Genomic DNA, 24,823 nt, shown 5'->3' on the forward strand with positions numbered 1-24,823 from the left:
GCCGCGGGCTCCCGGACCGCGGGCTCTCGGACCGCGGGCTCTCGGACCGCGGGCTCCCGGACCGTCGCCGGCCGCGTCCGGCGTGACCGGCGGGATCCGGCCCCTGGACGCCGGCCGATCGCTGGACCGGCTACGCCGGTGGGTGCGAGCGCTGCCGCCGGCCTGGCCGGACGCCGCGCTCGCCGCCCTGATGCTGGTCGCGCAGCTGTGGCCGCTGCTGAGCCGGGACAATCCCCGCGGCGGCCCCTGGCACTGGTGGGGCTTCGCGGTGGTGATCGCCGGCGCCGTCCCGCTGGTGTGGCGGCGGCGGGCGCCGGTGACCGTGCTGCTGATCGCCCTCGTCGCCGCCGCGTCCTACGACGCCGTCGAGGAGGTGGCCGCCCAGCCGGTCTGGTACATCGGGCTGGTGGCCCTCTACACCGTGGCCGCCCACTCCGCCCGATGGCCGCGGATGATCATGCTCGCCGTCACCGTGGTCGGCGGCCTGTCCATGGTCGGCTCATCGGAGACCGCCATGCGGGGCATCGTGCAGTTCGTCGCCGCCTACGCCGTCGGCCGGGCGGCCGCCTCCTCCCGGGCGCACGCCGCGGCCCTGGAGAAACGGGCCGCCCAGCTGGCCCGCGAACGCCAGGTCGAGGCCGAGCGGGCCGCCGAGCGCGAGCGGGCCAGGATCGCCCGCGACATGCACGACATCCTCGCCCACGCGGTCAGCCTCATGGTGGTCCAGGCCGAGGCCGGGCCGGTGGTGGTGGCCCGCGACCCGGCGCGGGCGGCGGCCGCGTTCGACGCGATCGCGGCGGCCGGCCGCGACGCGATGACGCAGCTCCGCCGGCTGCTGGACGTACTCAAGGAGGAGGACGGACCCCGCTCGCCCCAGCCGACGATCGCGGCGCTCGCCACCCTGGCCGACCAGGTGCGGGCCACCGGGCTGACCGTGACGTACTCCAGTTCGGGCGAGCCCGGGCGGCTGTCCCCGGACACCGAGATCGCCGCCTACCGGATCACCCAGGAGGCCCTCACCAACGTGGTCAAGCACGCGCACGCCACCCGGGCCGACGTCGGGCTGGCCTGGCAGAACGACAGCATCATGATCGACATCACCGACGACGGCCGGGGCCCGGCGCCGGCCGGCGGCACCGGCGGCAACGGCCTGATCGGCATCCGGGAGCGGGCCGCCGCCTGCGGCGGCACCGCGATGGCCGGTCCGCGCACCGACGGGCCGGGCTTCCGGGTGCGCGCCCGGCTGCCGCGGCCCGGCCGGGCGGTGCCGGCATGACGGCCGGCATGACGGCCGGCATGACGGTACGCGTCGTGGTGGCCGACGACCAGGAGCTGGTGCGGGCCGGCTTCGGCATGATCCTGGACGCCCAGCCGGACATCGAGGTGGTCGCCGAGGCGGGGGACGGCGCGCAGGCGGTCGCCGCCGTCCGCGCGCACCGCCCCGACGTGCTTCTGCTGGACATCCGCATGCCGGTCATGGACGGCATCGAGGCGGCCCGCGTGGTGTGCGCCGGCAGCGACTGCCGGGTGCTCATGCTGACCACGTTCGACCTGGACGACTACGTCTTCGACGCGCTGCGCGCCGGGGCGAGCGGGTTCCTGCTCAAGGACGTGCGCCGTGACGACCTCGTGCACGCGGTACGCGTGGTGGCGGCCGGCGAGTCCCTGCTCGCGCCCTCGGTCACCACCCGGCTGATCGCCCGGTTCGCCGCGTCGGCGCCGGTCGCGCCGCCGGCCGAGCGCCTCGCCATGCTGACCCCGCGCGAGCGGGAGACGCTGCGGATGGTCGCCCGCGGGCTGTCCAACGCCGAGATCGCCCGGGCCATGGTGGTCAGCGAGCACACGGTGAAGACGCATGTCAGCAACGTGCTGGCCAAGCTGGGGCTGCGCGACCGGGTACAGGCGGTGATCGCCGCCTACGAGACCGGCCTGACGGTCCCCGGCGATCCGCGCTGAGCCCGCCCCGGCCTCCCCGGCCCGTCCGGCCCGCCTGGCCCGCCCCGGCCCGTCCCGCTCGCCACGGCCGGCCGACCGGCGGCGCACCGGTCGCCCGTCCCCCGGCGGTCCGGCGCGCCGCGGTTCGAGCGGTTCTCGAGCCGTCCTGGTGAAGCTTGGGGAACACACCGACCCCACCGATGGCAGGTAATCATGATCGAGAAGTTACGGCCGGCGGCGTTGCTGGTCGCCCGGGTCGCCGTGGGCCTGATCTTCATCGCGCACGGCTGGCAGAAGCTGTTCACCCTGGGCACCGAGCGGATCACCGGGATGTTCGAGACGGCCGGCGTGCCGTTCGCCGCGCTGACCGCACCGGGCATCTCGGTGCTGGAGATGGTCGCCGGGACGGCCCTGGTGCTCGGGCTGCTGCTCCCGGTGGCCGGCACGCTGCTGGCGCTGGACATGATCGGGGCGATCATCTGGGTGCACGGCCCGAACGGCCTGTGGCTGGAGAACGGCGGCTACGAGTTCGTGCTCTCGTTGTGCGCCGCGTCCCTCGCCATCGCCTACTCCGGCGGCGGGCTGCTCGCCGCCGACGGCCTGTGGCGGAACCGCGACCGGCGGGTCACCAGCGGGGCGGACCCGTACTGATCATGTGCCGCGTCCCGGCGGTCCGATGGTGGACCACCGGGACGCCGGCCGGCACGCCCCCGGCACCGTGCGGGGCCGGGGGCGCGTCCCGGGCGGAGGTCAGCTTCCGGTGCAGGCCGGCACCGGCCGGCCGGGGGTGCCGGTGGTCGAGCCGAGGAACCCGAAGGTGGTACTGGCACCGGCCGCCAGCGAGCCGTTGTGCGCGACGTTGCGGGCGGTGATCGCGCCCTGGCCGGTGACGGTCGCGTTCCAGGCCTGGCTGATCGTCTCGCCGCCGGTGAAGGACCAGGAGACGGTCCAGTTACCGATCGCCGAGGCGCCCGCGGTGACCCGGACCTCGGCCTGGAACCCGCCGGGCCACTGGTTGACCACGGTGTAGGTCGCGGTGCACCGGGCGGCGCCGGTGGGGGTCGGAGTCGGCGTGGGGGTCGGCGTGGGCGTCGGCGTCGGTGTCGGTGTCGGAGTCGGGGTGGGGGTGGGGGTCGGAGTCGGCGTGGGCGTGGGGGTGGGGCTCGGGGACGGGGTGGCGATGGGACCGCCCCAGCCGGCGGTGGAGTCCAGCCAGGCGGCCCGGCGCAGCATCCAGTCCCGCATGTACTGCACCTGGCCCTGCCAGGTGGGCGCGGTCGGGGTGACGAAGAAACCGATCTGCCGGGTGGCCAGGTTCGGCCAGCGCTGGAAGTTGCGCTGCGCGCCGGCCGCCAGCGGCCGGGTCAGCGCGTCGATCCGGTTCTGCAGCGCGGTGTCGGACAGCGGGCCGCGGCGCAGGGCCTGCCAGCGCGTCCGCACCTCGTTGACGAAGGCGGGGTCGCGCAGCAGCTGGTTGAACCAGTCGTTGGCCACCGGCTGGCGGGTCTGCTGGTACTGCCAGCCCGAGGTCTGGTCGTTCTGGAAGAACCCGCCGACGCCGAACGAGAGGTTGTAGTCCCACACCGGCCCGGCGAAGATCTTGGTATCCCGGTCCTTGTAGAAGTAGGCGCTGCGGATGTAGGAGTCCATCTCCCGGCTCAGCTCGTTGACGATCAGCATGTCGACGAAGGAACCGGTGTCGATGTAGGCCCGGTAGCCGGTGGCCGGGTCGGCGAAGTTCGGGGCCCGCAACACGTCGTGGAAGGCCTGGACGTGCCCGCGCAGCCAGTCGCGCTGCTGGGGCGCCAGCGGCGAGGGGTCGGCCACCTCCAGGTAGTTCCAGCAGGTGGCGGCCGGCCCGGTGCAGGGCAGCGTCGGCTCCTCGGCGGCCATCCACTCGAACTTCCAGATGTACCCGCCGGTGATCTTCGGCAGGGTGAGGTCGTCCTCGTCGAGTTGCTTGAGGTTCAGCCGGTTCTTGGAGTTCTTGATCGTCTCGACGATCATGTAGACGCCCATGTAGTCGCTCGCGCCAACCGGCCCGGCGTCGGTGTTGAGGTACACCTCGGCGAAGGCGTAGCGCGGGGCCTTCAGCCCCATCTCCCGGGCGAGGTCGTAGACGAAGGCCTCCCGGATCAGCGCCTTGTCGGTGAACGGCCCGCGCAGCACCCAGTCGGAGTCGGCGGGCATGCCGAGCACCGGCAGGTCGGCGTCGTCGTCCGCGTTGTCGCGGAACTCCAGGCGGTAGGGGGTCTTTTCGAAGGTGGCCGACGACTGGCCGCGGAGTTTGAACCCGGCACGGGTGGCGACCGCCGGGGCCGCGGCCGGCGACGTCGTCCCGCCGGCACCCGGCTGGAAGATCATGATGGCGGCGTCGAGGTACTCCCGGCCGGGCTTGCCGGCCCCGTAGGAGTCGATCACCATCAGCGGCAGGTCGTGCGCCGCGTCGGTGTCGCGGGCGACGTACATGGCGGTGCCGGGCGCGCCGGAGGGCGCGTCGCCGGCGAACGCCTGGGCGCGCAGCTGGGTGGTGCGGGTGAACTGCAGCGGCGTGTCCTGGTAGAGGGCCGACTGGGCGGTGGGCGGCCGGCCGTCGGTGGTGTACCGGATCCGCGCCCCGCTGACCGCGGTGCTCAGCGATACCGTCACCTGGCCCTGGAAGGTGCCGCTCGGCACCGAGAAGACGATGTCACCGGTCAGATCTGCCGCCGCGGCGGCGGCGTCACCGGCCGAAGCGGCCGAAGCGGCCGAAGCGGCCGCCGTCGTCGAGGTGGTGTCCGCCGCGGCGGCGGTCGACCCGGCGGGCCGGACGTGGCGTCCGGGCACCGCGCCGGCCGACGCCGGGGCCGGCGCGGCGAGCACGGCGGCGAGCACGGCGAGCACGGTCAGCACGGTCGGCACGGTGAGCAGCAGGCGGGGCCGCACGGCGGGCGGCGGGGTGGGCCGGACCGCGAGCGGCAGGGTGGGGCGCACGGCGGGTGGCGCGGCATGCGGCGCGGCGGCGACCGGGCCCCGGGGGCTGCGGCGGCTCGTCGCGCCGGCACCGCGATGGGTCAGACGCACGATGCCTCCTGTTCGGGTCGGTGGAGAACGGCGGGCGCGGGCCCGGCGGGCCCGGCGGGGCGGTCACGGAAGTGGCGCCGCAGCGTCCGCCGCCACGGCACGTCGGGCAGGTCCAGGCGCAGCGCGGCGAGCCCGGTGGCGTACTTGGAGATGCGGGCGGGCCGGACGCCGTCCCGCCACAGCATGCGGTCGGCCATCGTGGCGGCCGAGGCGGTCTTGGTCTCGACCACGGCCAGGCCGGGCAGGCTCAGCGTGGCGTCACCGGCCCGCCAGGTGATGCCGGTGTCGATGGTGACCCGGCCGGCGGCCGGGCGGAGCAGCAGGGTGGCCCGGTGGTACTCGGTGACCAGGATCGGGTCGAGGGATCGCCCGGCGGGCGGCACCAGCGACTCGCGGGCCAGGACGTCCTCGACGAAGTCGCGGCCCGGGTGCACCGAGTCGCAGTGGTCGGGGTGGTAGTCCAGCCGGTGCTTGGTGACGCTCCCCCGCGCTCCGCTGATCTTCACCTCCAGCCAGCAGCGGGCGGAGTCGAGGTAGGTGCGGGTGCGCACCTTGAAGCGCCGGCGCCGCCGGTGCACCGCGGCGTGATAGCTGTCCAGCAGCGGGGTGTCGAAGTACACCGACCGGTACCGGAAGGCGCGGGCGCCGTCGATGTCCAGGGCCCGGGCGTGCGGGACGAGCCGCTCCAGCAGGCCGGGCAGCGCGGCGACCGGGACGACGTACTTGCGGTCCACCCGGGTCTGCAGCGCGGCCCGCGCGACCAGCTCGGCCGGTCCGACCGGGTCCAGCCGGGCCAGGGCCGGCCAGGTGGGCGTCGCGGTCATCGGCGTGCCGCCGAGGGGACGGGCCGGCCGGGCTCGGCGGCCCGGTCGCGCCGGGTGAGCGCGTACCGGACGTCGACCACGGTGGTCTCGTTGGCCAGGTCCAGCCGCTGGACGGTGACGGCGTGCACCCGGGCGTCGAGCAGCCGTTCCAGGTGCGCCACCAGCGCGACCTGGTCGGTGAACGCCGAGTCCAGCACCATGATCTGGTGGCGGTAGTCGCGGAACAGCCGGCGATGGTCGCCGAGGTACATCACCAGCAGGATGAACATCATCAGGCCCGCGCCGAGCCAGGTCGAGGTGGTGCCCATCGCGCCGAGGATGCCCAGGGCCAGCGCGGAGAAGTAGTAGGCGACCTCGTGCTGGTCGAGTTCGGTGGAGCGCAGCCGGATGATCGACAGCACGCCGAACAGCGCCAGGCCGAGGCCGAGCCCGCCGCCGCCGGCGCCGGAGTTCAGCGCGCCGGCCACCGCCAGCACGCCGACGTTGACCCCGAGGTAGGCGACGACCAGGTCGCGGCGGCGGTGCCGCGGGAAGTACAGCCCGAACACCAGCAGCGTCACCGCGCAGATGTCGAGGGCGAACAGCACGAGTTGTGACATCACCGTCGTTCCTCCTGAGCCGTTGCCGGACGACGGCGGAGCACCACCCGCTCGCCGGCATGGGGGTACGCATGAGTGTCGCGAAAATTTCATGCCATCCACAAAACTTTCGGGAGGGCGTGGGGAACGCTAGGTGTCCGGCGGATGGCTCGTCAATGAACACGTCCATTACGTCCGGGCGTATCCGCCCCCGCCGGGCGTCCCCCGGCCAGGCGGCGTCGCATGTCATCGGATGCCGGGTCCGCCCCGCGGGGTTTTCGGTCCTACCGCGAAAAGTCCCGGGGATCTGAAACTTTCCGGTGGATCACGGCCGGCTGAGGTATCCCGACGCCGGACCCGGGACAACCGTCTCCACCGGGCCGGGCGGCTCCGGCGGCCGGGAGCGCGGGCGCGGCGCCTCCGGATCGTGCCGGCGGGCCGCCTCGTCCTGGCCGGCGTGCCGCCGGGCGCGCGCCAGGCTGAGACGCATGGACGCGATCGCGTTCCGGTCACCGGCCCGGCGGGCCGCGGTCAGGCCCGCCTCGGCGGCGGCCAGCCAGTCGCCGCCGAACGGCCGGACGCGGAAGTAGCCGCCCATGGTGTCCGCGATGCGCCACGCCGCCTCGTACGGGCCGTGGTCGGCGCATTCGTGCACCGTCGCCAGCAGATTGGCGCGTTCCCGTTCGAACCAGAGCAGCGCGTCCGACACCGTCGGCACCGCCGGCCGGCCGTCCCGCGGGCCGCCCGCCGCCGGTCGCGGCCGGCCGGTCCCGGTGCGCAGCGCGGACGCCGCGGCGCCGCTGGTGTCGAGATACCACGACAGCAGCCGGTCCCGGGCGGCGGCCGCCCGGTCCGGCGCCTCCTGCTCGCGCAGCCGCTGCAACGCGAACAGCCGCAGCAGGTCGTGCAGGCGGTAACGCCCGTCGGTGTGCTGCTCGATCATGTTGGCGGCCTGTAATCGGGACAGCAACGCCCGCGTCCGCGGTTCCGGCAGGTCGGCGAGCACCGCGGCGTGGCGGACGGTGAAATCCGGGCCGACCAGCAGGCCGAGAGTGCGGTACAGCTCCCGGGACGCCTCGTCCAGCACCCGGTACGACATGTCGAACGCGCGCTGGATCGCCAGGCCCTCGTCGTCGGTGGCGAGCGCGGTGAGCCGGTCGCTGGAGGCCAGGTCCTCGACGGCGCCCGCCAGGCCGCGCCCGGCGGTGGCCGAGACGTTGGCGGCCACGATCCGCAGGGCCAGCGGCAGCCCGGCGCACAGCTCGACCAGCGCCCGGGTGGCCCGCGGCTCCCGTTCCACCGGCCGGTCGCCGAGGACCGCCCGCAGCAGGGCGACGCTGTGCGCGGCGGTCAGCGGGCGCACCGAGAGCATGGCGGCGCCGTCCTGGGCGACCAGCCCGGTGAGCCGCGTCCGGCTGGTCACCAGGACCAGGCAGGACGCACTGCCGGGCAGCAACGGGCGCACCTGGTCGGCGGTGGCGGCGTTGTCCAGCAGCAGGAGCAGCCGCCGGCCGGCGGTCACCGAGCGGAACAGCGCCGACAGCTCGCCCGGCTCGGCCGGCAGCCGGTGCGGCGGCACGTTCAGCGACCGCAGCAGGGTGGCCAGCGCGTCCGCCGGGGGCAGCGGCGGCCGTTCCTCGTCGTAGCCGCGCAGGTCCAGGTAGAGCTGGCCGTCGGGGTGGCCGGCGGCCAGCCGGTGGGCGCAGTGCAGGGCGAGCGCCGTCTTCCCCACCCCCGGCAGGCCCTGCATGACCACCACCCGGGCCGCGGCGTCCCCGCCGACGAGGCGGTCGAGGGCGCGCAGCTCGTCGTCGCGGCCGGCGAAGCAGCGGGGGCCGGCGGGCAGCTGCGCCGGTCGCGGCGGGGCCGCCGGGCCGGCCAGGGCGGCCGCGGTGCGCGGCTCGCGCAAGGGGTCGGCGCGCAGGATCGTCAGGTAGGTCCGTTCGAGCTCGCCGCTCGGGCCGATGCCGAGTTGCTCGGCGAGGATCCGGCGGGTGCGCGCGTATCGGTCGAGTGCCTCGGCCCGCCGCTCGGAGCGCTCCAATGCGATCATCAGGTGCCGGACGGTGATCTCGTCCGTGGGGTGTTCTTCGGCCAGCAGTTCCAGCTCGGCGACCAGTTCATGGTGCCGGCCCAGCCGGAGTTCCAGCTCGTGGCAGCGCCGGAGCGCGGCCAGCCGGTCCCGCTCGGCGGCGACCGCCACGGCGGCCAGCCGCCGGCAGTCGAGCCCGGCGAACGGCCGGCCGCGCCACAACCGGAGCGCCGCGCGGATGGTGGCCGAGATCTCGGCGTCGCCGGCGCGGTCCCGGCTTTCGCCGAGTAATCGCTCGAACCGGTGCAGATCCACCAGGTCCCGGTCCAGGTCCAGCACGTAGCCGCCGGACCGGCGGCCCAGCGCGACGTCGGGGATGCCGGCCAGGCACCGTCGCAGCCGGCCGATGTACCCGTACAGCACGTTGTGCGCCGTCGGCGGCGGCGCGCCGTCCCACACCAGGTCGATGAGGTGACCGGTCGGGTGCACCACGCCGGGTTCCACCAGCAGCAGCGCCAGCACGGTCCGCTGCCGGGCGTGGCCGAGCTCGACGGGGCGGCCGCGATGCCGGACCTCCACCGGGCCGAAGACGTCGAATCGCGCCGGCGCCCCGGAAAGCGAGTCAGCGATAGTTCCACTCCTCCATCGCGGTTCCCGGGCGGCCGCGGGCCGGACGACAGATTACATTTTCATTCCACGTTCACTCCATACCCACCGCTAACAATCAAGACACGGCGGGCCGGCGAAGCGGCCGGCCGGAGAACTCGGCGCCCGGTGGGCGCCGGTGCAGCTTCGGCGCGCGTCCGGGATCGGCCCGTCGCGCGCCCGTCCACCCGGTCCGGCCGGGCCTGTCGCCGCCGGTATCACGGCTTTGGAATTCACATTTCCCCGCACCCCGCCCTTAATTGACATTCGGCCCGAAGACCGCTTCCGCCGCCGAAGTCAAAACGTTTCGATGGGCATTGTCCAGGGGCCGGGCGACTGTCACGTCAATTGTCCACCGCGCAGGCGGGTTTTATCAGTAAGGCTCATATTCCCTTGAGGGGAGTACCGGGTGGCGCCGGCTCCCCGGACCATAAGTCCGGCAAATCAGTAAACATATGCATTTGTACGTTTCATCGCGGTGAACGCCGGCGCGGTAAGGGTGGTGGGCATGGATTTCAAGATCCTGGGTCCGATCGAGGTCCGTACCTCCCATGGACGGCCGATCCCGCTGGGACGGCGCAAGCAGCGGGTCCTGCTCGCCGCCCTGCTGCTCAACGCGGGCCGGGCGATCCCGAGCAAGCGGATGCTGGACTGGCTGTGGGGCGAGCGGGCCCCGGCCACCGCCGAGTCCAACCTCTACACCTACATCTCCGCGCTGCGCCGGGCGCTCGGCGCGCCCTCCCGGATCGAGGCGGGCTCCACCGGGTACGTGCTGCGGGTCGCGCCCGGCGAGATCGACGTGACGCAGTTCGAGGAGCTGGCGGCGCAGGGCCGCCGGACGCTGGCCGAGGGCCGCCACGACCTGGCGCTCGACCGGCTGACCCGGGCCCTCGGGCTGTGGCGTGCCGAGTCGGTGCTGGAAGGGCTGCCGCTGCCCGCCCCGCTGCGCGGCGAGGCGGCCCGGCTGGAGCGGCTGCGCGCGACCGTCGTGGAGGCCTCGCTGGAGGCCCGGCTCGCCCTCGGCCGGCACGGCGAGATGCTCGCCGACCTGGAGGCGCTGGCCGGCCGGGACCCGCTGAACGAGCGGCTGCGCGAGCAGCTCATGCTCGCCCTCTACCGCTCGGGCCGCCGGGCCGACGCGCTCGAGGTCTACCAGCGGGCGCGCGGGCTGCTGGCCGCCGAGCTCGGCATCGACCCCGGGCCGGAGTTACGGCGCATGCACCAGCGGGTGCTCGCCGACGACCCCGGCCTGGCGCCGCCGGAGACCGGCACCGCCCGCCGGGCCGTCGCCCCGGCCGAGCTGCCCATCGGCCACTCCGCCTTCAGCGGCCGGACCACCGAGGTCGCCGGGCTGCGCCGGGCGCTGACCTCGACCGGCCCGGAGGCGACCACCGTCGCGGCGATCACCGGCGCGGCGGGGTCCGGCAAGTCCGCGCTGGCCCTGCATGTCGCCCACCAGGTCGCCGACCGGTTCCCCGACGGGCGGTTCTACGTGGATCTGCACGGTTTCACCCCCGGCGTCGCCCCGCTGGACCCGGCCGACGTGCTGGCCCGCCTGCTGCGTTCCCTCGGCGACGACCTGGCCGGCCGGGCCGGCGTGGACGAGGCCGCGGCGCGGTTCCGCTCGCTGACCGACGGCCGGCACCTGCTGTTCCTGCTGGACAACGCCCGCGACGCCGCGCAGGTGCGCCCGCTGCTGCCGGCCAGCCCCACCTGCCGGGTGCTGATCACCGCCCGCGGGATGCTCACCTCGCTGGACGCGGTGTCGCACCTGCATCTCGGCCTGCTGGCCGAGGACGAGGCCGCCACGCTGCTCGAGCGCCTGGCCGGGGCGGAGCGCGTCGCCGCCGACCGGCGGGCGGCCCGGGCGATCGTGCGGCTGTGCGGCGGCCTGCCGCTGGCGATCCGCATCGCCGCCGCCCGGCTGGCCGCCCAGCCGGGGCTGTCGCTGCGCGCGCTGGCCGACCGGCTGGCGGTGGCCGAGCACCGCCTGTCGGAGCTCCAGGCCGGCGACCGGGCGGTGCGGCCGTGCTTCATGATGAGCTACCGGAGCCTGGACGCCGAGTCGTCCCGGGTGTTCCGGCTGCTCGGCCTGCTCGGCGCCTTCTCCTTCACCGTGGCGACCGCCGCGGCGCTCGCCGGCCGCCCGCGGCCGGCCGCCACCGACCTGCTGGACCGCCTCGTCGAGGCCCGGCTCGTCGAGGCCTTCGACCACGACCGGTACGGCATGCACGACCTGGTGCGCCTGTTCGCCCGGGAGCGGGTCCGGGAGGAGGAGACCGCCGAGGACCGGGCCCGGGCGCTGCGGCGGGTGATCCGCGATCAGCCGCCCGCGCCGGAGGCCGCGCCCGCGCCGGTCGCCCGCGCCAGCACGCCGGCCACCTGTGCGACGGCAGCGACGGCGGTCCACTGAGACCTCCGCTCCCGGAAATCCTTCGCGAATAACGCGGCATCCACCGGTTCATTCACGGCGGGCCGCCGTCGTGCGCTTTCTTTCTTCACCGCCGCCGCCCGGTGCGGGACCTACACGGATTTGTATGGCACGGGGTGTAGCCGCGTTCAACACCATTGACGGGTGTCACCCCTTCTCCGCACCGCGGAGAAGGCCGGCATCCGGCGAAATTCGCGCCAACACCTAAAGGGATGGGCGGACGTGTCTGAGCTGATCGGCGTCGACGAGTGCGAAAACCTCACCGTGAAACAGGTCCAGGACCTGTACCGAAAGTACGTCAGCCGTAGCCAGGTCAACCTGATGACCTCCTTCGGCTTCGGCCGCGAACTCGTCGAAAGCGCGGAGGGCGCCTGGATACGGCTGCGGGACGGCCGCCGGATCCTGGACGTCACCGGCGGGGTGGGCGTGCTCAACCACGGCCACAACCACCCGCGCATCCTGCGGGCGCGGCAGCGCTTCGCCGAGCTGCGGCGGATGGAGGTGCACAAGGCGTTCTTCTCGCCTTACGTGGCCGCGCTCAGCCACAACATCGCCGAGCTGCTGCCGGGTGATCTGAACATCTCCTACTTCCCGAATTCCGGCGCGGAGGCCAACGAGGGCGCCGTCAAGCTGGCGTACAAGTACCACGAGGGGCGGCGCGGCACCATCCTGCGCTCCGACATCAGCTTCCACGGCAAGACCCTCGGCGCGGGCAGCCTGACCGGTTCGGCGGAGAACTCGTTCCGCTTCCCCGGCCTGCCCGGCATCGTCGTGTACCCCTACGGCGACATCGCGGCGGTCCGGGCCGCGGTCGAGGCGGCCCGCACCCCGGACGGCGGGTGCGACATCTACGCGATCATGGCCGAGCCGTACAGCGCGTCCAGCATGCGCTGCTGGTCGGAGCCCGACCTGTACGAGCTGCGGCGGCTGTGCGACGCGAACGACATCATCCTCGTCTTCGACGAGGTCTACACCGGATGGGGCAAGACGGGCAGCCTCTTCTATTTCATGCGATATCCCGACCTGCTGCCCGACATCCTGGTGTACTCCAAGTCGCTGGGCGGCGGCAAGGCGTCGATCTCCGGGTACACCGCGCGCGAACCGGTCTTCCGCAAGGCCTACGACCGGCTGTCGGACGTCATCCTGCACAGCACGACCTACTACGGGTTCGGCGAGGAGACCGTCACCGCCATCGAGGCCGTCAACATCGCCGTCGAGGACGACTATCCCGGCCGGGCACGGCAGATCGAGCGCGTCCTGCGGCCCGGCCTGGAGAACGTCCACAAGCGCCACCCCGACGTGGTCGGCCGGGTGAGCGGCGTGGGCGCGCTGTGGGGGGTGTTCCTGGACGGCGGCCCCAAGGTGCTCGACCTGGCGGCCAGGCTGGCGCCCGGCTTCTCGCACGACCCGCGGTTCCGCACCAAGCTCATCACCCTGTCGGTGATCGCCCACCTGTACCGGGAGCACGGGATCGTCTCCTACTACAGCCCGAACGCCGACAACCCGCTGGTCGTCGCGCCGACCCTCGCCATCGAGCCCGCGGACCTGGAGTACTTCCTGGACGCCCTGGACCAGACGCTGGCCAAGGGCCTGCCCCGGCTGCTCGCCGGCTTCGTCCGGGAGAAGGTGGGATCGCGATGGTCCTCCGGGTCGTAGTCACCGGCAGCGCCGGGATGCTCGGCGGCAACCTCACCCGCCGGCTGCTGCGCGAGGGGCACGACGTGCTCGGGGTGGACGTGCGCCCGCCGGCCGACCCGCTGCCGGCCGGCCGGCACCGGGTGGGCGACGTGCGCGATCTGTCGCTGATGGCGGAGGTGATGGCCGGGGCGGACGCGGTGGTGCACTGCGCCGGCGCGCTGCCCAGCTACCCGGCCGAGCAGATCCACGACCTGATCGTCGGCGGCACCCGCGCCGTGCTGGCGGCCGGGCGGCTGGCCGGCGTGCCGCGGGTGGTGCACATCTCCTCCACCGCCGTGTACGGGCTGCCGAAGCTGGTGCCGACCCCGGAGGACCACCCGCGCGAGCCGGTCGACCCTTACACCCGGGCCAAGGCCGAGGCGGAGGAGCTGGCCGAGAAGTGCCGGGCCGACGGCATGTGCGTGCCCATCCTGCGGCCCAAGACCTTCCTCGGCCCGGGCCGGATGGGCCTGTTCGCCATGCTCTTCGAGTGGGCCGAGGAGGGCCGCGACTTTCCCGTGCTCGGCGCCGGGGACAAGCGCATCCAGATGCTCGCCGTCGAGGACCTGGTGGACGCGCTGGCCGGGGTGCTGGACGCGCCGGCCGAGGTGGCCAACGACACCTACAACCTGGCGGCCGCCGAGTTCGGCACGCTGCGCGAGGACTTCCAGGCGGTGCTGGACGCGGCCGGGCACGGCGGGCGCGTCCGGTCGGTGCCGGCCGGCCCGGCGCTGGCCGGGCTGCGGCTGCTGGAACGCGGCCGGCTGTCCCCGGTGTACGGGCGGCTGGTGCACAAGCTGCTCGCCGACTCCTACGTCAGCATCGACAAGGCCCGCGACCGGCTCGGCTTCCGCCCGCGGCTGTCCAACCGGGACGCGATCCTGCGCACCTACGCCTGGTGGCGGGAACGGCGCACCGCCGGAGCGGCGCGCGGCGCCGGGCGGACCAGCCGCGACGCCTGGCGGCAGGGCGCGCTGTCGCTGGCGAAAGTCTTCTTCTGAGCTGACGGGACCCAAGCATGCACGTCGTCGAATCGGCAGACGTACCAGACAGCCCGCAGCGCCCGGAGCCGGCGCCGGATCGGCCGGCGGAGCCGCCGAGCCGGCTGCTCGCGGACCTGGCCGGCCTGGTACGCCCGTCGCACGCGGTCAAGGCGGTCCTGCTGGTGCCGGTGGCGCTGGTCGGCGCCCCCGCCTACCGCCCGGCCGAGCTGCTCGGCATCGTCTCGGCCACCGTGGCCTTCGTGGTGGCCTCCGCCGCCGTCTACATCGCCAACGACATCGCCGACCGGCACCGCGACCGCCACCATCCGGTGAAGCGCCACCGTCCCATCGCGGCCGGCCGGGTGGGGGTGGTGACGGCGGGCGCCTGCTGCGCCGGCCTGCTGGCGCTGCTGGCCGCCATCGTCGCCCGGTCGCCGGCGTCGTACTGGCCGCTGCTGGTGTACCTGGTGCTCAACGTCGCCTACAGCCGGTCCCTCAAGCACATCCCGCTGATCGACGTGGGCACGGTGGCGACCGGTTTCGTGCTGCGCGTCATGCAAGGGTACGCGGTGACCGGCGGCCGGGCGCCCGCCTGGCTGCTGATCACCGTGTTCTCGATGTCCCTGCTGCTGCTGCTCGGCAAGCGCCGGCAGGAGCTGCTGGACATCGGCGCGGTGCACCGGCCCGCGCTGCGCGGTTACTCGATGGAGCTGACCAACTGGCTGCTGCAGATCGCCGCGGTGCTCGCGCTGGTCTCCGGCCTGATGTACCTGCGGGACGAGGGGCCGTTCGGCCCGCAGCACGGCCAGACGGCGATGATGCTGTCCACGCCGTTCGCGCTGTTCGCGCTGTTCCGGTACCTGCAGATCCAGGCGGTGGGCAAGGGCGACGGTGACCCGGTCCGCATCCTGCTGCGCGACCGGGTCATGGTCGCGAACTCGGCGTTGTGGGCCGTCACCCTGGGCGTGACGCTCGTGCTCGTCCACCACCCGGCCTTGGCGGCCGCCGTCCCCCGGTGAGCCCGCGGTCCACGGCCGTCCCGCGACGGCGCCGCGGTGCCCCTTCGCGGTGCCCCCGGCAGTGACCAACCGCAGTGACCACCCGCAGTGACCAACCGCAGTGCCCGCGGTGCCCCCGCGGCGACACGGAAGGAAGGCGATGGACGTCCGACTACTGGGACCGGTCGAGGTGACCTGCGACGGTCGCCGCGTCCCCCTCGGCCCCCCGCAGCGACGGGCGGTGCTGGCCGCCCTGGCGGTCGACGCCGGTCGCCCGGTGCCGCTGGACACGATGATCGAGCGGGTCTGGGACGAGCCGCCGGACCGGGCGACCGACTCGCTGTACGCGCACATCGCCCGGCTGCGGCGGGCGCTGGCGGTGACCGGGGCCGGCATCGGGCGCCGGGGCGGGGGTTACGCGCTGGAGGTCGACCCCGAACGGGTGGACGCCCACCGGTTCCGCCGGCTGGCCGGGCGGGCCCGGGACACCGGCGACGACGCCGCGCGGGCCGCCCTGCTGGCCGAGGCGATGGAGCTGTGGCGCGGCGTACCGCTCGCGGGCGTCCCGGGAGACTGGGCCGCCCGCATGCGGTACGGCATCGAGCAGCAGCTCCTCGACGGCGTCGTCACCTGGTCGCAGGCGCAGCTGCGCTTGGGCCGCCCGGACCTGGTGGTCGCCGAGCTGGCCGCGCTGGTGCCGCACCATCCGCTCGCCGAGCCGCTGGCGGACATGCTGATGCGCGGCCTGTGGGCGCTTGGGCGCGCCGCCGAGGCGGTCGCCCTGTACGCCCGGCTGCGCGGGTACCTCGCCGACCGGCTGGGCATCGAGCCGGGGCCGGGGCTGCGCGCGCTGCACATGATGATCCTGCGCGGCGACGCCGGGACCCCGCCGCGCCCGGCGCGCCGGCGGGTGCTCGCCGAGGTCAGCGCGCCAGGGAGATGACCAGGTGCTGGCCGCTGTGGTCGGATCGGCCCAGCGAGCGGACCAGCCGGTACCGGTGCACGGCGATCTCCGGGCTGGTGAACGCCCAGTCGATCCGCCACCACGGCCACCGCTCGTCCCAGGTGGCGGGGTACAGCGACGGCAGCGCGGGCACCGCGTCGGCCATCCGCTCCGGCACCAGGCGCATGATGCCCATCGCCGGCGAGGCGTTGAAGTCACCGGCCAGCACGGCCGGCAGCGGGTTCGCCCGGATGTCGGCCGCCAGCGCGCGCAGATTCGCCCGGCGCGCCTCGTGCTGGACCCGGTCCAGCCGCCCGGGGCTCAGGCCGCGCGAGGAGGGGTCGACCGGCGAGTTGATGTGCGCGTTGTAGAAGGAGATGGTCCGGCCGCCGGCCCGCACGTCGGTGCGCAGCGTCTTGACCGTGTAGAACTCCGGCCAGCCGGCGCCGGGCGGCACCGGGGTATCCCGAGGGTCGGCCGCCCAGGGGCGCAGGTCCATGCCCTGCTGCCGCACGATGGGGAACCGCGACAGCGTCACCAGCTCGCTCGCCGTGGCGATCTGGTACCCGGGGAACTCCCGGCGCAGCCGGTCCCGGTCGTCCACCCGGATCGGCCGCGCGTCGGGGCCGAAGTAGACGTACTCCTGCAACAGCAGCACGTCGGCGTGCTGGTCCCGCAGGTAGCGGTAGAAGGCGTCGGCGTCCCGGGCCGGCGTGCCGGCCGGCGGGGGCATCGACCGGCCGCCCGCGGCCGGCTGGTCCCAGTACCAGGTGTTCCAGGAGAACACGGTGATCGCGCCCGGCGGGGCCGGGGCGGCCCGGTGCCACAGCGCGGCGAGGTTGAGCCCGCCGGCGCCCCCGCCCAGCACCAGCGACGCCAGGCCCATCACGGCGGCCGTCACGGCGGCCGTCCGGCGGGCCCGGCGGGCGGCGGCGACCGCCGCGAGCAGCAGCACCGGGACGGCCACGAACGCGAGCGGCGGGACGAGCTCGGGGACCTGCCACCACCACACCCGGCCGGACAGCACCCGGTGCAGCGCGACGAACGCCAGCCAGCCGGCCGCCGCCGGCAGCACCACCGGGACGCGCCGGCCCGCCCGGGCGGCGCGCCGGGCGTCCCGGGGCCGGGTCGCCGTCCCGGTGCCGCCGGTCATCCGCCGCACCCCGTCACGCGGGCTCCCCCGTGGCCGCGGCGCGCAGCGGCAGGTGATGGTCGTACAGCCGGCGGAACCGCGCCGAGCACAGCCACCGCACCGCCCCGGCGGCCACCCCGGCGGCGATGGTCACGTTCACCAGGAAGTGCACGGCGCCGAAGTAGAGCAGGAAGAGCGGGCCGCGCCGGCGCAGCACGAAGCGGTACATGCCGAGGTCGGCCAGCAGCGAGACGGCCAGCGCCAGCAGCGGCAACGCGGCGCCGGCCGGGCCGAACGGCACCACCGCCGGCAGCGTGGCCACCGCCGCCAGCGCGGCCAGGCTGCCGCCGGCCCGGCCGGCGGTCTCGAACCCCTGGGCGAACCGCCGGCGCCGGGCGTACAGCGGCACCCGGTCGCGGCCGCGCCGGTACAGCTTGCGCAGCAGCCGGCCCAGCCGGTGGTCGTGGTCGTGCCGCGAGCGCACCGCGGTGGTGAGCACCATCCCGTACCGCTGGGTGAGGCGGTGCCCGTAGTCGACCTCCTCGGTCTCGCGCAGCCGGGTGTTGAACGGCCCGACGTCGTCGAAGACCCGGCGGGGCATCGCCATCAGCGCCGGGAACAGGAACGAGATCGGCCCCTCCGAGCCGGCCGTCCAGTGGTGGTACTGCAGCGCGCGGTACTCCTCGACCAGGCTGTCGCGGATCAGCGGCTCGGGGTCGTGCACGCTGCACACCGCGCCGAGGCCCGGGTCGGCGGCGAGCATGCCGACCGCCACCTCGACGGCGTCGGGATAGGGCGCCACGTCGGAGTCCACGAACACCAGGATCTCACCGCGGGCGTGCTCGACGCCGAGGTTCCGCGCCCCGGCCACGCCGAGGTTGCGCCCGGTGCGCACGACCCGCACGCCGAGCCGCCGGGCGACCTCGACCGAGCCGTCGGTGCTGCCGTCGTCCACGACGATCAGCTCGGCCGGCCGGTAGGTCTGCGCGAGCAGCGCGCGCAGGCACAGCTCCAGCGAGGTGGCGTAGTTGTAGTTGGGCACGATCACCGACACCAGGGGCGGCTGTCCGGTCATCCCTCACACCTCCGCCGGCGCCGGCCGGGCGGGCAGGTCGTAGGTGTGGCGGAACCGGCGGGACAGCAGGCACTGGGCCGCCCCGGCGAACACCGCCACCGCGACGGTGACGTTCACCAGGAAGTGGACCGCGGTGAAGTAGAGGGTGAACGGGATGCCGGCGTAGCGCCGGACGAAGCGGTACATCCCGAGGTCCGCCGCGATGGAGGCGGCCAGCAGCGCGGCCGGCGCCGCCAGCCAGGCCGGCCCGAGCAGCACCGGCAGGGGTACGGCGAGCACCGCGAACAGCGCGGCCAGCGACCCCCAGCCGCGGCTGCTGTCGGCGGGCCCGCCGTTGAAGTCCGGGCGGCGCAGGTACAGCGGGATGTGCAGCCGGGCGCGGTGGAAGAACTTCGACAGCACCACGCCGAGCCGGTCGTCGTGGTCGTGCCGGCCGCGGATCCGGTTGTCCAGCACGATGCGGTACCGCTGGGTGACCCGGTGGCCGTACTCGGCGTTCTCGCTGTGCCGCAGCGCGGGGTTGAGCGGGCCGACCTCCCGGAAGACCTCGGCCCGCATGGCGAACAGCGCGGAGTAGATGGTGGTGATCTCGCCCTCGTCGCCGGAGATCCAGTGGTGCAGCTGCAGGCTGCGGTACCGCTCCACCAGGCTGTCGGGGATCAGCGGCTCCGGGTCGTAGGTGCCGCACACCACGCCCAGGGTGGGGTCGGCGGCGAGCAGGTCCACCGCGTACTCCACCACGTCCTCGGCCAGGGCGAGATCGGAGTCGACGAAGAACAGCACCTCGCCGCGGGCGTGCTCGACGCCGAGGTTGCGCGCCGCCGGGGCGCCGATGTTGGTCGCGGTCTCCACGACCCGCGCCCCGTGCCGGCGGGCGATCTCCACCGAGTCGTCGGTGCTGCGGTCGTCGACCACGATGACCTCGATGCGCGGGTAGGTCTGCCGGGCCAGCGCGGCCAGGCACAGGCCGAGCGTGCGGGCGTAGTTGTGGTTGGGGACGATGACCGACACCAGCGGTCGTGGCTGCGGCGTCATCGGCGGCTCCCTTCTCTCGTGCGGTCCGCCGTCCGGTGCCCGGCCCGGTCCCTGGTCCGGCGCAGCAGCAGCGGCAGCGGCCGGCCCAGGCCGCTGCGGGTGAAGTCGGAGGCGCCGTTCACCCGGGGGAACGGCTCGGCCGGCACCGGCACCTCAAGGAACTCGCACAGCGGGCCCCAGCCGTCGGCCACGTCGAAGACGAGCAGCCGCCCGGCCGGGATGGCGGCGACCACCCGGGCGGTGTGCTCGTGGAACAGCCGGATGGCCCGTTCGGGCTCCCGGTCGGCCGCGGTGGCGAACGTCCGCGCGTCCAGGGTGGTGTCGACCATCCGGACGAAGGCCGCCAGGTCGGTGCCGAGCAGCGACGACAGCAGCACGGCGGCCCGGCCGGGCACCGATTCGATGCGCCGCCGCTGGGCGAACAGCGTCCGCCGCATGCTGGCCACCCACCGGTCCGGGTCGCGGGTGGTGAGGATGACCTTGGCCTTGGGGTAGTGCTCGGCGAGTCGCCGCCAGTGCACGGAGGTCGGGCCGTCCACGCACGATTCGTAGCCGAGCAGCAGCCGGTCCCAGTCCACCTCGGGCGCCGTGGCGGCGGCCAGCCATCCCCTGATCTGCCGGGGGTCGGCGAACACGTCCACCATGTGGTGGCACGGCCCGAAGCCGAGCCGCTCCAGCGCCGTCTTCAGCGACAGCGTTCCCGTCCGGCCGAAGCCGGTGCCGATGATCCGCATCGCCGGTCAGTCCTGCGCCACGAGCGTGCGGGCGGGCTTCTCCAGGCGGGAGACCGCCAGGCGCTGCAGGACGCCGAGCGCGCCGCCGAGCGCGCCGGTGAAGGTGACGGCCAGGTGGACGCCGGAGAAGTACAGGCCGAACGGGACGCCGCGCCGGGCGTAGGCGAAGCGGTGGGTGCCGCCGTCCAGCGCGATCGCGGCGGCGACCAGCCCGGCCGGGACCAGCGCGCCGGTCCGGCCGGCCACCAGGGGCAGCGCGAGCGCGGGCACCGCGGCCAGCAGCAGGACGCCGCCGAGCGCGCGGGGCACCGAGTCGCCGGGCGTCTCGCCGCGCCGCCAGTCCATCGCGCTGATGCGGGCGCGGCGGAACACCTTGCGCAGGATGGTCCGCACGGTCGGGTCGTGGTCCTTGCGGCCACGGATCGCGTCGCTCAGCTTCACCCGGTAGTGCCGGGTCACCCGGACGCGGTAGTCGGAGGAGACGGTCTCGCGCAGCGCCGGGTCGAACGGGCCGATCTCGGCGAAGATCTTGGCCGGGACGGCGAGCACCGCCGCGTGCAGCTCCAGGGTGGGCCGGTGCGCGGGCATCCACCAGCGGTGCATCTGCACGGCGCGGTACTGCGCGGCCAGGCTCTGGCACACCAGCGACTCCGGCCGCAGCACGCCGCCCAGCGCGCCGATCTCCGGATGGTCCTGCAGGATCCGCACCGCGTTCTCCACCGCGTCCGGGTCGAGGGCGATGTCGGCGTCGAGGAAGAAGAAGATCTCCCCGGTGGCGTGCTCGGCGCCGAGGTTGCGGGCGGGGGTCGGGCCGCCGTTGACCTCGGTGCGCACCACCTTGGCCCCGGCGGACCTGGCCACCTGGGCCACGTCCTCGGTGCTGTGGTCGTCCACCACGATGATCTCGAGGTGCGGGTAGGTCTGCTCGCGCAGCGCGGCGAGGCACAGCCGCAGCACGTCGGACCGGTCGTGGCTGGGGATGATCACGGAGACTGGCGGATGCTCCCGGCTCATGATGTGCTCCAGTGGCTGGAGGTCGCTTTCGAACCCCTGTCGGACCTCGTGTCCGGCTCACGCTAGGCACCACGGCTTGTCCCATTCTTGTCGCGCCCGCCGGCCCGGCCGCGGCCCCGGCGCGGACCGCCCCGCGGCGCCGTACTCGCAAGGCGGGCCGTACTCGCGGCGCGGTACTCGCAAGGCGGGCCGTACTCGCGGCGTGGGCCGGTCGACAAGGACCCGACAAGGCCCGCTCGGTACGTTCGGCGCCGGCCCACTGACCGAGGACGGAACCAATGAGCGATCGGGACGCCCCGGCCGGCACGCGGACCGCCGCCGTGCCGCCGCCCGCCGGGCCGGCGGGTCGCCCCCGGCGCCGCTGGTGCCTGGGCACCAGGCTGGTGGTGGCGGCCTCGGCCGGCTGGCTGGCCTTCGTGCTCTGCCACCTGCTGGCGAGCGGGCGGACGCCGCTGTGGGCGCCGCTCGACCTGATCCCGCCGGTGCTGTTCCTGGCGGTGCCGGCGCTGCTGATGGTGGTGGCGCCGCTGGCCCGGCCGGTCCGCTGGCGGATCATGACCGTGCTGGCGGTCGCCCTGGTGCTGGGCGCCGGGCGCAGCGGCGTCAACTACGCCGCGCTGTGGCACAGCCCGCCACCGGTCCGCCCGGGTGCCATCACCGTGGTCGCCTGGAACACCGAGTTCTGGGACCAGGACTGGCGCACCGCCGAGGGCGACCGGTACTCGCCGGAGTTCTACGACCACCTGCGCGGCCTGCGCGCCGACGTCTACCTGCTGATGGAGTACCTGTACGTGGACACCCGGGCCGGGGACATGCGCCGTCAGCGCTGGACGGCCGGCCTGGCGATGCGCATCGACCGGCTGGCCGAGCTGCGCCGCGCGTTCCCCGGCTACCACGTGGCGGTGTCCGGCGAGCAGATCACGCTGTCCCGGTTCCCGATCGCCGGGCACCGCGGCCTGGACCTGCGCCCCTGGCTGCCGGCCGACCAGCGGGAGATCCCCGGGGAGCTGCGCGGCTGGCCGGAGGGCTACACCGTCGAGACGCTGCGCACCGACATCGAGGTGAACGGCCGGGTGGTCTCCTTCTACGACGGGCAGGTCGCCCAGCCGCCGCTGGAGTGGCGGCTGGACCGCGCCGAGTCCCGCGACATCGACCGCGCCCGGACGCTGCGGCGGGAGGCGAGCTTCCGGGCGATCGGCGCGGACGTCGCGGCCAACCCCAACCCCGTGGTGCTCGCCGGCGACCTGAACACCTCCCCCGCGATGGGCATCCGCCGGCTGCTCCCCGAGCGGCTGGTGGACCGGACGCCCGAGCTGTCGTCCCTGTACCCGGCGACGTACCCGGCCGGCGGCACCGTGCTCTGGCGGATCGACTGGGTCTACACCAGCCGCGAGGTGGCCGTGCACCGGTACGAGCTGCTCGACCCCGCGGGACTGTCCGACCACCGGGCCCAGCGTGTGATCATGTCGCTGTCCTGACCGGCGCGGGCCCCGCCGGTGACCTGACCTACGAAGGGAATGGACATGCCTGACGAGTCGCCCTGGCAGCCTGACGTCGCGGTCATCGTGCCGAACTACAACAAGAGGAAGACGCTGCGGGCCTGCCTGGAGTCGGTGTACGCGCAGACCTACCGGCCGGCCGAGGTCATCGTGGTGGACGACGTCAGCACCGACGGCTCGCTGGAGATCGCGCGGGAGTTCCCGTGCACGATCGTCGAGTCGCCGCGCAACCAGGGCCCGGCCGGGGCCCGCAACCTGGGCGTGGCCCGCAGCTCGGCGCCGCTGCTGTTCTTCGTCGACTCCGACACCGCGCTGGCGCCGGACGCGATCGCCAACGCGGTCCGGGAGTACCGCGCGACGCCGGACTGCGGCATGGTGCAGGGCATCTACGCCGCCGAGCCGCTGTACGACGACGGCCCGGTCGAGCGGTACCGGGTGCTGTGCGAGCACTACGAGCGCAGCCGGACCACCGCGACGTTCCTGTCCTGCACGCTGGTCCCGCGGCGGGTCTTCCAGGAGGCGGGCGGGCTGGACGAGCGGCTGCGCGACGGCGAGGACTTCGAGTTCGGCACCCGCGTCCCGGCCCGCTACCGGCTGGTGGTGTCCACCGCGGTCGTCACCAGGGCCGACGACGAGGACCGGTTCTGGGGGTGCCTGGCCGAGCGGTTCGTCCGGTCCACCACGCTTCCGGTGATCATGGTGCGGGCCCGCCGGCTCCGCGAGGAGGGGAAGGTGGGCTTCCAGCTCCACATGATCGGGACCGGCCAGCACCGGCGCCGCAAACCGCCCCGGGTCTCCTCGGCGTCGGCGACCGCCACCTTCCTGACCCTGCCGCTCGTGCTCGCCTCCCCCTGGCTGTCGGCCGTGCCGGCGGCGACGCTCGGGGTGTTCCTGTGGAAGAACCGCGGGTTCCTGGGGTTCGCCCGCCGGCACCGGGGCGCCGGGTTCGCGTCATGGGTCGCCTGGATGCAGCTCTGCTTCCACACCGCCTTCTTCACCGGCGCCTGCGTGGGGCTGGTGCGGGCCGCCTGGACGCTGGGCCGCGGGCGGGGCGAGCCGGTGCGGACCGGCATGTCCCCGGTGCCGTCGGCCGGCCGGGCCGGCGAGTGAGGGCCGTCCGGCGGCTGCGGGCCGTCCGGCTCCCCCGGCTGCCGCGGCCGGTGCGGCGGGCGCTGGCCGCCGCGTTCGCCCTGGCCGTGGTGGCGGCGATCGCGCTGACGCTGTCCCGGCTGGACTGGTCGGTGCTGCCGGTCCTGTTCGCCCGGTCCGACCCCGGGCGGATGGCCCTGCTGCTGGGCGGCGCGCTGCTGGCCGGCATGGCGGGGCTGTCGTTCGGGTTCCTGTCCTGGCGGGTGGTGCTCCTGGAGACCGGCCCGCCGGTCAGCGAGCCGCGGCTGGTGCGGATCTTCTTCGTCGGCTTCCTGGCCAAGTACGTCCCCGGGCGGGTGCCCGGCATGATCGCCATCACCCGGGTCGCCGCGGCCAACGGCGTCGGCTTCGGCCGACTGATGAGCACGGCGGCGCTCGTCATGAGCCTGGTGCTGCTCAGCGGGTTCACCGTCGGGCTGCTGGCGGGCGTGCAGATGCTGGGCGCCCGGTCGGTGTGGCTGGCCGGCGCCGCGGTGCTGATCGTGGTGGTCCTGGTGCGCCCGCAGGTGATCAACCGCAGCTCGGCCCTGCTGCTGCGGCTGCTGCGCCGCCCCACCGCGGAGCGGGCCGCCTCGGTGCGCGGGGTGCGGCTGGCGATCGGCTGGCAGACCCTGTCGTGGGTGGTCACCGGGCTGCACCTGTGGCCGCTGGCCGTCGCGGTCGGCGCGCCGCCGTCCCGCTCGCTGGCGCTGTGCGTCGGCGCGTTCACCCTGGCCACCTCGGCCGGCATCGCCAGCGTGTTCGTCCCGGACGGCATCGGCGTCCGGGAGGCGGTGCTGACCGCCGCGCTCAGCCTGGTGCTGCCCGCCCCGGCGGCCGCGGTGGTGGCGCTGGCCAGCCGGCTGGTCTGCACGATCGGCGAGGTGCTGCTCGGCGCGGCCGCGCTGGGCACCGCCGAGTTCCTCATCCGCCGCGGCCGGGCGGGCCGGCCGCGGACCGCCGGGCCCGCCGCCGCACTCGCCACCGGGCCCACCGCCGGGCCTATTGCCGGGCCTATTGCCGGGCCCGCCACCGGCCTCGACCGGCTCAGCGAGGCGGGCGAGCCGCCCCGGCGCTGACCCGGGCCCGCCGGGTCC

General features: G+C 74.6%; 20 protein-coding genes. 11 read left to right on the top strand and 9 right to left on the bottom strand.

The features are described 5' to 3' along the window. Positions 1 to 82: 82 nt before the first annotated feature. The 3 genes from Sru01_RS22325 to Sru01_RS22335 all read left to right on the top strand — a co-directional run bounded on the left by Sru01_RS22325 (position 83) and on the right by Sru01_RS22335 (position 2,586). Positions 83 to 1,276, top strand: a complete 1,194-nt coding sequence (locus tag Sru01_RS22325; protein WP_239137648.1) for a sensor histidine kinase — start codon at positions 83 to 85, stop codon at positions 1,274 to 1,276. 20 nt (positions 1,277 to 1,296) lie between these two features. After that, positions 1,297 to 1,956 carry a response regulator gene (locus tag Sru01_RS22330; protein WP_203989553.1) on the top strand — a complete coding sequence of 220 codons (660 nt, stop codon included), beginning with the start codon at positions 1,297 to 1,299 and terminating at the stop codon, positions 1,954 to 1,956. A gap of 192 nt (positions 1,957 to 2,148) precedes the next feature. Further along, a complete protein-coding gene (locus Sru01_RS22335; RefSeq protein WP_203989554.1) occupies positions 2,149 to 2,586 on the top strand; it encodes a DoxX family protein in 438 nt (145 codons plus the stop codon). 99 nt (positions 2,587 to 2,685) lie between these two features. On the opposite strand, the gene Sru01_RS36300 is transcribed toward Sru01_RS22335, so the two are convergent. The 4 genes from Sru01_RS36300 to Sru01_RS36305 all read right to left on the bottom strand — a co-directional run bounded on the left by Sru01_RS36300 (position 2,686) and on the right by Sru01_RS36305 (position 9,011). Continuing rightward, positions 2,686 to 4,998, bottom strand: a complete 2,313-nt coding sequence (locus Sru01_RS36300; protein ID WP_203989556.1) for a CotH kinase family protein — start codon at positions 4,996 to 4,998, stop codon at positions 2,686 to 2,688. Next, positions 4,989 to 5,822, bottom strand: a complete 834-nt coding sequence (locus Sru01_RS22345) for a polyphosphate polymerase domain-containing protein (protein WP_203989557.1) — start codon at positions 5,820 to 5,822, stop codon at positions 4,989 to 4,991. The genes Sru01_RS36300 and Sru01_RS22345 overlap by 10 nt, the downstream gene beginning before the upstream one ends. Then, a complete protein-coding gene (locus tag Sru01_RS22350; RefSeq protein ID WP_203989558.1) occupies positions 5,819 to 6,421 on the bottom strand; it encodes a DUF4956 domain-containing protein in 603 nt (200 codons plus the stop codon). The genes Sru01_RS22345 and Sru01_RS22350 overlap by 4 nt, the downstream gene beginning before the upstream one ends. Before the next feature lie 304 nt (positions 6,422 to 6,725). After that, positions 6,726 to 9,011 carry an AfsR/SARP family transcriptional regulator gene (locus Sru01_RS36305; RefSeq protein WP_203989560.1) on the bottom strand — a complete coding sequence of 762 codons (2,286 nt, stop codon included), beginning with the start codon at positions 9,009 to 9,011 and terminating at the stop codon, positions 6,726 to 6,728. Between the two features lie 574 nt (positions 9,012 to 9,585). Here Sru01_RS36305 and Sru01_RS22360 point away from each other — a divergent pair. The 5 genes from Sru01_RS22360 (at position 9,586) to Sru01_RS22380 (ending at position 16,109) form a co-directional block, all read left to right on the top strand. After that, positions 9,586 to 11,490 carry an AfsR/SARP family transcriptional regulator gene (locus tag Sru01_RS22360; protein ID WP_203989562.1) on the top strand — a complete coding sequence of 635 codons (1,905 nt, stop codon included), beginning with the start codon at positions 9,586 to 9,588 and terminating at the stop codon, positions 11,488 to 11,490. Between the two features lie 240 nt (positions 11,491 to 11,730). Continuing rightward, positions 11,731 to 13,164, top strand: coding sequence for an aspartate aminotransferase family protein (locus Sru01_RS22365; protein ID WP_203989564.1), 1,434 nt, complete (start codon positions 11,731 to 11,733; stop codon positions 13,162 to 13,164). Then, positions 13,146 to 14,186: an NAD-dependent epimerase/dehydratase family protein gene (locus tag Sru01_RS22370; protein ID WP_203989566.1), complete on the top strand. Its 1,041-nt coding sequence runs from the start codon at positions 13,146 to 13,148 to the stop codon at positions 14,184 to 14,186. Before Sru01_RS22365 ends, Sru01_RS22370 begins: the two co-directional genes overlap by 19 nt. A gap of 17 nt (positions 14,187 to 14,203) precedes the next feature. Continuing rightward, complete coding sequence (locus Sru01_RS22375; RefSeq protein ID WP_203989568.1) at positions 14,204 to 15,187, top strand: UbiA prenyltransferase family protein; 984 nt, start codon at positions 14,204 to 14,206, stop codon at positions 15,185 to 15,187. A gap of 139 nt (positions 15,188 to 15,326) precedes the next feature. Next, positions 15,327 to 16,109, top strand: coding sequence for an AfsR/SARP family transcriptional regulator (locus Sru01_RS22380; RefSeq protein WP_203989570.1), 783 nt, complete (start codon positions 15,327 to 15,329; stop codon positions 16,107 to 16,109). Here Sru01_RS22380 and Sru01_RS22385 read toward each other — a convergent pair. Genes Sru01_RS22385 through Sru01_RS22405 form a run of 5 tightly spaced genes read right to left on the bottom strand, consistent with a single transcriptional unit; the run spans position 16,090 to position 21,072 of the window. Beyond that, positions 16,090 to 17,262 carry an endonuclease/exonuclease/phosphatase family protein gene (locus Sru01_RS22385; protein ID WP_203989572.1) on the bottom strand — a complete coding sequence of 391 codons (1,173 nt, stop codon included), beginning with the start codon at positions 17,260 to 17,262 and terminating at the stop codon, positions 16,090 to 16,092. The genes Sru01_RS22380 and Sru01_RS22385 overlap by 20 nt on opposite strands. 13 nt (positions 17,263 to 17,275) lie before the next feature. Further along, a complete protein-coding gene (locus tag Sru01_RS22390) occupies positions 17,276 to 18,316 on the bottom strand; it encodes a glycosyltransferase family 2 protein (RefSeq protein WP_203989574.1) in 1,041 nt (346 codons plus the stop codon). A 3-nt stretch (positions 18,317 to 18,319) separates the two neighbouring features. Next, positions 18,320 to 19,351, bottom strand: a complete 1,032-nt coding sequence (locus Sru01_RS22395; RefSeq protein WP_203989576.1) for a glycosyltransferase family 2 protein — start codon at positions 19,349 to 19,351, stop codon at positions 18,320 to 18,322. Then, complete coding sequence (locus tag Sru01_RS22400; protein ID WP_203989578.1) at positions 19,348 to 20,085, bottom strand: sulfotransferase family protein; 738 nt, start codon at positions 20,083 to 20,085, stop codon at positions 19,348 to 19,350. Before Sru01_RS22400 ends, Sru01_RS22395 begins: the two co-directional genes overlap by 4 nt. A 6-nt stretch (positions 20,086 to 20,091) precedes the next feature. Then, on the bottom strand, positions 20,092 to 21,072 hold the full coding sequence (locus Sru01_RS22405; protein ID WP_203989579.1) for a glycosyltransferase family A protein: 981 nt from the start codon (positions 21,070 to 21,072) through the stop codon (positions 20,092 to 20,094). Positions 21,073 to 21,377: 305 nt separating this feature from the next. Between Sru01_RS22405 and Sru01_RS22410 the strand changes: the two genes are divergently transcribed. From Sru01_RS22410 to Sru01_RS22420, 3 genes are read left to right on the top strand one after another with little or no spacing between them, the layout of a single operon-like run. After that, complete coding sequence (locus Sru01_RS22410) at positions 21,378 to 22,577, top strand: endonuclease/exonuclease/phosphatase family protein (RefSeq protein ID WP_203989580.1); 1,200 nt, start codon at positions 21,378 to 21,380, stop codon at positions 22,575 to 22,577. Between the two features lie 45 nt (positions 22,578 to 22,622). Beyond that, complete coding sequence (locus Sru01_RS22415; protein ID WP_203989581.1) at positions 22,623 to 23,708, top strand: glycosyltransferase family 2 protein; 1,086 nt, start codon at positions 22,623 to 22,625, stop codon at positions 23,706 to 23,708. Next, positions 23,705 to 24,805, top strand: a complete 1,101-nt coding sequence (locus Sru01_RS22420; protein ID WP_203989582.1) for a lysylphosphatidylglycerol synthase domain-containing protein — start codon at positions 23,705 to 23,707, stop codon at positions 24,803 to 24,805. The genes Sru01_RS22415 and Sru01_RS22420 overlap by 4 nt, the downstream gene beginning before the upstream one ends. Positions 24,806 to 24,823 lie beyond the last annotated feature (18 nt).

The sequence above is a fragment of the Sphaerisporangium rufum genome (assembly GCF_016863395.1).
Classification (GTDB): domain Bacteria; phylum Actinomycetota; class Actinomycetes; order Streptosporangiales; family Streptosporangiaceae; genus Sphaerisporangium; species Sphaerisporangium rufum.

Bases quoted from the DNA above. Each gene is read 5' to 3' on its own strand.
- Sru01_RS22330 (WP_203989553.1), top strand. From the start codon at position 1,297: ATGACGGTACGCGTCGTGGTGGCCGACGACCAGGAGCTGGTGCGGGCC.
- Sru01_RS22335 (WP_203989554.1), top strand. From the start codon at position 2,149: ATGATCGAGAAGTTACGGCCGGCGGCGTTGCTGGTCGCCCGGGTCGCC.
- Sru01_RS22345 (WP_203989557.1), bottom strand. From the start codon at position 5,822: ATGACCGCGACGCCCACCTGGCCGGCCCTGGCCCGGCTGGACCCGGTC.
- Sru01_RS22350 (WP_203989558.1), bottom strand. From the start codon at position 6,421: ATGTCACAACTCGTGCTGTTCGCCCTCGACATCTGCGCGGTGACGCTG.
- Sru01_RS22360 (WP_203989562.1), top strand. From the start codon at position 9,586: ATGGATTTCAAGATCCTGGGTCCGATCGAGGTCCGTACCTCCCATGGA.
- Sru01_RS22370 (WP_203989566.1), top strand. From the start codon at position 13,146: ATGGTCCTCCGGGTCGTAGTCACCGGCAGCGCCGGGATGCTCGGCGGC.
- Sru01_RS22375 (WP_203989568.1), top strand. From the start codon at position 14,204: ATGCACGTCGTCGAATCGGCAGACGTACCAGACAGCCCGCAGCGCCCG.
- Sru01_RS22380 (WP_203989570.1), top strand. From the start codon at position 15,327: ATGGACGTCCGACTACTGGGACCGGTCGAGGTGACCTGCGACGGTCGC.
- Sru01_RS22385 (WP_203989572.1), bottom strand. From the start codon at position 17,262: ATGACCGGCGGCACCGGGACGGCGACCCGGCCCCGGGACGCCCGGCGC.
- Sru01_RS22390 (WP_203989574.1), bottom strand. From the start codon at position 18,316: ATGACCGGACAGCCGCCCCTGGTGTCGGTGATCGTGCCCAACTACAAC.
- Sru01_RS22395 (WP_203989576.1), bottom strand. From the start codon at position 19,351: ATGACGCCGCAGCCACGACCGCTGGTGTCGGTCATCGTCCCCAACCAC.
- Sru01_RS22400 (WP_203989578.1), bottom strand. From the start codon at position 20,085: ATGCGGATCATCGGCACCGGCTTCGGCCGGACGGGAACGCTGTCGCTG.
- Sru01_RS22410 (WP_203989580.1), top strand. From the start codon at position 21,378: ATGAGCGATCGGGACGCCCCGGCCGGCACGCGGACCGCCGCCGTGCCG.
- Sru01_RS22415 (WP_203989581.1), top strand. From the start codon at position 22,623: ATGCCTGACGAGTCGCCCTGGCAGCCTGACGTCGCGGTCATCGTGCCG.